Annotated in this window: 6 protein-coding genes; 5 read left to right on the top strand and 1 reads right to left on the bottom strand. The window is 59.0% G+C overall.

Annotation, left to right across the window (positions count from 1 at the left end):
* The first annotated feature begins 659 nt into the window (after positions 1-659).
* From ABGB18_RS49110 to ABGB18_RS49100, 3 genes are all read left to right on the top strand, one after another.
* Positions 660-1,904: a DNA methyltransferase gene (locus tag ABGB18_RS49110; RefSeq protein WP_347702623.1), complete on the top strand. Its 1,245-nt coding sequence runs from the start codon at positions 660-662 to the stop codon at positions 1,902-1,904.
* Positions 1,905-1,993: 89 nt separating this feature from the next.
* Complete coding sequence (locus ABGB18_RS49105) at positions 1,994-3,049, top strand: DUF262 domain-containing protein (RefSeq protein ID WP_347702622.1); 1,056 nt, start codon at positions 1,994-1,996, stop codon at positions 3,047-3,049.
* A 929-nt stretch (positions 3,050-3,978) separates the two neighbouring features.
* Positions 3,979-4,542 (top strand): NUDIX hydrolase, encoded by a 564-nt coding sequence (locus ABGB18_RS49100; RefSeq protein WP_347702621.1) that lies wholly within the window; start codon positions 3,979-3,981, stop codon positions 4,540-4,542.
* On the opposite strand, the gene ABGB18_RS49095 is transcribed toward ABGB18_RS49100, so the two are convergent.
* Positions 4,520-5,737, bottom strand: coding sequence for an XRE family transcriptional regulator (locus ABGB18_RS49095; protein ID WP_347702620.1), 1,218 nt, complete (start codon positions 5,735-5,737; stop codon positions 4,520-4,522). The genes ABGB18_RS49100 and ABGB18_RS49095 overlap by 23 nt on opposite strands.
* 108 nt (positions 5,738-5,845) lie before the next feature.
* Here ABGB18_RS49095 and ABGB18_RS49090 point away from each other — a divergent pair, with 108 nt between their 5' ends.
* On the top strand, positions 5,846-6,271 hold the full coding sequence (locus tag ABGB18_RS49090; protein ID WP_347702619.1) for a hypothetical protein: 426 nt from the start codon (positions 5,846-5,848) through the stop codon (positions 6,269-6,271).
* 8 nt (positions 6,272-6,279) lie between these two features.
* Positions 6,280-6,615: a hypothetical protein gene (locus ABGB18_RS49085; protein ID WP_347702618.1), complete on the top strand. Its 336-nt coding sequence runs from the start codon at positions 6,280-6,282 to the stop codon at positions 6,613-6,615.
* Positions 6,616-6,872 lie beyond the last annotated feature (257 nt).

Raw genomic sequence — 6,872 nt, 5'->3', positions numbered from 1 at the left:
AACGAACCCTGGATCGTCGATCGCCCCCAAGCACGTACGGCGTCCAGCCATGCAGTGGCGATCGTAGGGCTGTGTCTGTGCGGCGGCGCGGCAACCCCGGTCGGTGCGTTCGGGTTGGTACGGCGGGGGCGGCGGGCGGCGACGGCCCGGAGTCCTGCGCGCGCGCCGGGACCGGCCTCCAGGCCGCACGCCCGGCCCGCGCTGGCAGGCGCAGGGCCGGGCGACGGCGCGCAGCGCCGCCGCCCCTTGATACCTACAAGAACAATTCAGCAACGGTACTGACCGAGTATCAGCCGATCCCCGTTGCTGCGCTGTCGAGCGCGACAGCACGTAGGGAAGGCGGAGCCGGGAGATGCGAAGCAGAGCACTCGCCTGTGATAACCGCAGGTCCCCGCGTCGAAAGCTGCGACGCAGACAAAGATCATGCAAGCTACGGGATGGCCCTGAGGGAGGGGCGGAACCTGCCCAGATCCTCCTTCGCCCGACCGTAACCAGACGTAGGCCCCCCTGATTGCCCCGAGAAAACGTACGCCGGATCTCCGGGAAGCGCAGCAAAGCCTCTACTATGGAGCATCTACCTCGTATAAGATCACGGCAGTACCACGCTGACCGAAAGTAGGCCAGTGAATAGCTCCTCGTCCGAACCCGAGCTTACGGCTATGTCTGACGTATTCGCGGACGTTGGCCAGCCGGCAGCCGCCAAGCCGCTGTCACCGAAAAGGCCGCCTACCGAGACGGCAGGGTTCGCCGACGTTTTTCCCTATTATGCAGGGTTTTCATTCGATTGGGCACAGGAGCAGATTCGTAAAGCCACAGTGGAGTCGGACGTAGTACTCGACCCATGGAATGGGAGTGGCACTACCACACTCGCTGCCCAGTATGCGGCTAGAAAATCAGTCGGTATCGACTTGAATCCTGTTGCTAATCTAGTTGCCCGTTTTCGCAGCCTAGCTGCCGCCACCTCGCAATGCGAGATACTCAAATCACCGTTCATGCTTACAGGTCGTGGAGCAGCAACAGACCCGCTAGACGCCTGGTTTTCTGCGACTACTTCTAATCGCATTCGCGACTGGTTCGAAGCAATGGACGGGATATCAACACCCCAAACAGCTCTTGTTGCAATCACACTCTTCCGTGTCGTCCGTGAACTCACCAAAAGCTTCGAAGGAAGTAACCCAACGTGGGTGAAGCGGGCAAGGTCAGAGGAAGAGCGGATAGAGGTGTCTCCGGACGAGCTTGATAAAATTATATTGTTCGAACAGGGTAAGCTAATAGAGCGCCTCGCGGATGCTCCTAGCATCGATATGCAGCCGAAGCTCCTCACTGCTACTGCTAACGACATTCCTATGCGTAATAGCAGTGTCGATCTAGTCATTACCTCACCCCCCTACTTGACTCGCATCGACTATGCGGTTGCTTACGCCCGCGAACTCGCGGTTCTAGGTGTAGACCTAAGTAAGGACCGGACGCTTCGTTCTCAATTGATGGGTACCACGCTGATTAGATCGGGCCCGAATGTCAGCGAGAAGCGGTTGGGACCAACGGCCAAAGCACTGCTAAGTAGTATTTCTGGACACACCAGCAAGGCATCCTCCGGATATTATCTCAAGCAGGCACAACAATATCTCTACGACCTTAGCTGCGGCCTAACAGAGATAAGCCGAGTCGTCAAGCCTTCGGGAAGGCTACTTCTCGTGGTACAGGATTCCTACTACAAAGATATCCATGTCGCCTTGGGGGACATCTGCATAGATGAACTCACTAGTCGCGGCTGGCAACTTGAGCACCGAAAGCCTTTTCCGGTAAAACGAATTCTGACGAGCTTGAATAGTTCGGCCCGGGCATACCAAAAAGGTACCGTATGCGAGAATGTAATGACGTTCGTGAAGCAAGCGGAGAGCTAGCAGTAGATCGCCTTGCGCGCAGACGTGGCCTTTGAAAGCAAGTGCCGGGTCTCTACCCAACAATCTCCCTGCGCGCTAGACTCCTGTACATGGAGCCAGGGTTCGCGGACAACTTCGAGAAGCAACTAACGGCTGAACGCCAGAAGGTGGACGTAGCAGTTCACAACTTCTCAGTTCGGGAGCTAGTGCGCATGATGGTCGATGGCGAACTCAATGCCGCGCCGGCGTACCAGCGTCAGTTCAGATGGGATGAAGAGGGAGAGTCGCTCTTCATCGAGTCGGTTTTTCTTGGCCTGCCCGCGCCGCCTATTTTCGTCGCTACCAATGTAGGCTATCAGTGGGAAGTGGTCGATGGCGTGCAGCGGCTCTCCACGCTCGCGCATTTTCTGGCCGAAGACAATGAAGCCGCTAATAAGGTTCGGCGGGAAACGCCTCTAGTCCTCAAGGGACTTGAAAAACTCAGCGACTTGAATGGGGCCTCCTATGCAGAGCTCCCACGAAATATTCAGGTCTATTTTGGCCGCCAGCCACTACAGATCATTTCTTTGACAGACAAGAGCGATCTTCTCGTACGCTTCGACGTATTCGAACGACTCAATCGTGGTGGCATACGGCTTACCCCTCAAGAGGTTCGCGCATGCGTGTACCGCGGGAAGTTCAACGACTTTATTGAGAAGCTGGCGGAAGATGAGAGTTTCAACAGTTTGCTTAAGCTAAAGCAAACGCAGCAGCATGATGGAACGATCATCGAGGAAGTTCTGAAGTACTTCGCCTACAAGAACTTCCGAGAAAGGTTCGACGGAAAGATTGAAAAATGGCTGAACCGGTACATGGGTGCAGCGACTAAAGAGTTCGATTACAGGCGCGAAGAGAAGACTTTCAACCGTGCCACCTCCTTTCTACATGAGGTCTGCGACGGGCCATTTATGCGCTCCGGATCTAACGTGACACCTGTCGTACAGTTCGAGGCATGCCTAGTCTCCATTGCCGAGCTGCTGCAGGAAGGAAAGACTCCTGTAGCACCACCAGCTGGCTGGCAAGATGATTCAGAACTTCGTGCGTCAAGTGGGGCCGGTAGTAACGCGAAACAAATGCTGATCCGGCGACTCGCTAGAGCGAAGGAACTGTTCGGTGGCGAAGCATGACAATGTGATCTCAGATATTCTGGATCATGCTGTACGTTTCACTGCCAGGACGGACGAACTAAAGCGGTTTCTGGCATTTGCGCACGCCCATGCTGGTAACTCACATGGTTGGTCATCTAGTGGCCGTGATGCTCGCGCGCTCGCTATTATATGTTCAATGGCCGAGCTAGAGGCCTTCACCAGGTTTACGATCCAGCGATCACATAGGGCACTGAATGACGAAGCTCTCCTCATCAGAAGTTTATTGCCAAGCGTTCGCCAACTTGTTGCGCACAGGACGTTCGAGAGCCTTAGGGACACCAGCGACTCGAGTAAGCTATGGGAACAGCGGTTCTATGCCACAACTCTAGAATCTTGTCCTGAAACCGCAGACTTTCCCATCGTTACTCGATCCGCCCAGCCACCACTAGACGGTCAGACTCTCAAGCCTGCTCATTTCAATAGACTCTGGGGCATTTACGGGCTTCCAGGGATTGCTTTTCCTCGCGCATCTTGGAGCGGATCGCTCGCCAAGCTATCTAGCGCCCGTAATGATCTTGCTCACGGGAATCTTGCATACCATGAGATATTCCAGCAGGCAGGTCGCTCGATTACCGATATCGAAAGTTATGTGACAGACCTTACCAACTTTGTAGAACACTTTGTGGTTGTATGGTGCGACTATCTTCGAGATGAGTCGTATTTGATATGACTAATTGCTCTTTAGGACGCTAAACAACTATTTTGCCGCCAGGTAACTTGGAAGCACTTACGTGAGATAGTCACAGCATGGCAGCAGTCGCACGGCTGTCATTGACCGGCAGGCCGCGGTCGGCTCTAGAGGGAGATAGCTCTCACAAACGCTGTGAATCCAGCACAACACGATCACCTTGCGTCTCCCATAGGGGGAAGCCATGTACCGGAGTGGATTGAGACGGTAGCTTCGCGGTGTGGCTGACGACGCTGAACTGACGCGCTGGGTCGTGCATGGAGAACGGCTGATCTACGACAACCGGTGGATCCGATTGGGGCTGGCGGATGTGGAGATTCCGGGCGGAGAGCGGTTCGAGCATCACGTAGTGCATCTGGATCGAGCCGCGATCGCCGTCGTCCTCAATGAGCAGGACCAGGTGCTGCTGATGTGGCGGCATCGGTTTGTGTTCGATCGCTGGGGGTGGGAGCTTCCCGGCGGGCTCGTCGAGGCCGGTGAGGATCCGATAGCGACCGCCGTCCGGGAGGTGGAGGAGGAGACCGGGTACCGGCCGAAGAACGTCGAGCACCTGGTGAGCTATCAACCGATGGCCGGCATGGTAGATGCAGAGCACCTGCTGTTCGTGGCGCGCGGCGCCGAGCTGGTGGGCTCGCCTGAGGGAGAGGTCGAGGCTGATCGGATCGAGTGGGTTCCGATGGCGGAGGTTCCCAGCATGATTGCCCGCGGAGACATCTGGACGTCAGGGACGTTGATTGGGTTGCTTCAGGCTCAGGTGTGGCTCAACGGCCGAGGGCGCGGTTGACGGCTTTAGACAGTTCGTCGATGCGGCGGCGCTGTCTGCGGCTGCCGGTCATGGTGGCCAGTTGCTGAGCTCGTTGGATGTGGGGTTGGGCGGCTTCGGGGTCGCCAACGACCAGGAGGGCGTGGCCGAGGTCGCAGCGGACGCCGGATTCGGCCCTGTTGTAGGTGCCGTCCATGCCGACAAGGGCTGAGCGAAGGTCTTCGGCGGTGTCTGGGTCGCCGAAACGTACGAGACAGTTGCCCCGCCAGCGGGCTATGTGGTGGGCGTTGATGGACAGGTACGGCATTTCCGGGTCGCCGTCTCCTTCAGGGAGAAGGGCGGCTGCCTGATCGAGAGCGGCGCGGCAGGCTGTCTCGTCGCCGAGGATGGCGGCGGCTTCTGCTTCGGCTGCTGAGAGCCAGGTGCGGAGGCGAGCCGGTACGTGGGCGCGGTGCTGCTTGTGAACATGCTGCAGAAGTTCGGTAGCTTCGCCGGGACGGCCGAGCTCCATGAGGACGTACGCCTGTTCGCCAGAGACATAGGCCACCAAGGCCGCGTCGTCGGCCTCGTACGCGGCAGCCTTGGCGCGCTCGTAGTGCGTCCAGGCGTCGTTGAGTGCCAGGGTGTTGATGGCCTGCCATCCAGCGAGTGAGGCGGTTTCGGCGAGTAGATGGGCCAGTTGGGCGCGTAGGCCGGGGCGGATGGCGTGGCGGTGGGCTCGCTGGATCTGGGCCATCTGGGCGTGCATCTTGTCGGCGATGGCGGGGCCTCCGAGACGGCGGTCCAGCAGGCGTAGGTTGTTGGTGTCGGTGCGCAGGATCATGACCGTGGTGGGGTCGACGGCTGCGGCGGCGTCCAGGCGGTTGATGAGTTCGGTGGTTTGTTCTTCGTGTTCGTCGTCGTGGTCGCCGGTAGGTGAGGCGATGTCGAGCGGGGCCAGGCCGAGGAGCATGCGGGCGTGGTCGGGCAGGCGTAGGCCAGAGGCGATGCGCTCGATGACGGCGAGTTCTTTGATCGTTCCGTTGCCGCGCAGGATGGCGTTGACGCGGGGCTGACCGAGGCCGGTGGCGGTGCCGATGCGGACCTGACTCGCGCCGTATTTGACCGCAAGAGCGAAAAGTCCGGCTATGTCGCGCTCTCTGAGAATTTCCCGGGTTTGTTCCTGCTCCCAGACAACGGTGGGAAGCTCAATTGGGTCGAACGCGCCATTCTGCATTGCTGACCTCCGGCTTTGTCATGCCCGGATGATGCATTGCCGTGTGGCGGAGCCTATATCCCATCGTCGTATATCAGCGTGGGATAGGTAAGAAAGGTATCGGCAACCATGCTGTCCGGCATGACAACGCCAGTCAGATGCACAGAGTGCGACGGACGGGGCTGGAAGATCGTCACCCGGCGTGGCCACGTAGCGGCTTCGGGGCTGGGTCTGGCGGCATCCGCCCAAGAGGACTGCCTGCACTGCCCGGGGCCAGCCGAGACGCCGCAGGAGCGGTTCGAATGGGAAGTCCGCATCACCTCGGAGCAAGGCGACGCCTTGGGACCGTGCGGGTCCTCTGCCTTCCAGGCCACCGCGATGGATGAGCTGCGCAAGGCGATGCGAGGCATGCCGGGTGACGCTTCTATTCGGGGCAGCATCGTGCACAAAGTCTTCGACTTCGGCGCGGGTTCGGACGGCCAGTCAAGCCGTTATATCTTCCGCGCATATCTCGACCCGGCGGGTTCCGTACTATTTGAGCGGGTCGCCAAATGATCGCGCCCATGATGATCAGTACGGATCCCCTCCGGTCGGCTGAACTCCTTCAAGAGGCTTTGCGGCACGACGGAATCAAGGCCGATGTCCATGACGGTTATGGACTGGCGCTGGTTTCGGTCTGGGTGGACCTGGTCGTATGGTGCGACGGTGAGCGCTTTTGGTGGCGTACCGGATGGAATGCCGAACGCCGGCGGGTCATCTATGCATGGCATCCGGCGTCTGATCCTTTCCGAGCGGCTCGTCGTATCGCGATGCGGTATGCCGAGGCACGCGCTCAGCAAAGCGCTCCCGGCTTCCATGCAGTGGACCCGTACATGGCGCCTTCTGCGGAGCCACAGTGAGCGGGGTATGGGAGAGGGTCGGGTGTCGAGCCGCCATAATGCGCCTGGACCACAGCCCTCCCTCAACGCGGGTCTTCCGTTCCCTGCTGCTTGGCCTCGAAGGCGTGGTGGTGTCGCTGCTGCGCAACGGTCTGAGCTGCCCCGGGTTGGTTGGAGGCTCCCAAGACTGGAAGGCTGGGAGTCGTGCCCGCACCGAGGAAGTATCCCCCAGAGCTGCGTGATCGCGCCGTCAAGATGGTATTCGACCTGCGTGAGGA

It is taken from the genome of Nonomuraea sp. B12E4, assembly GCF_039871825.1.
Taxonomy (GTDB): domain Bacteria; phylum Actinomycetota; class Actinomycetes; order Streptosporangiales; family Streptosporangiaceae; genus Nonomuraea.
Note: the sequence above shows the minus strand (reverse complement) of the source record. Positions and strands in the feature narration are given on the sequence as shown.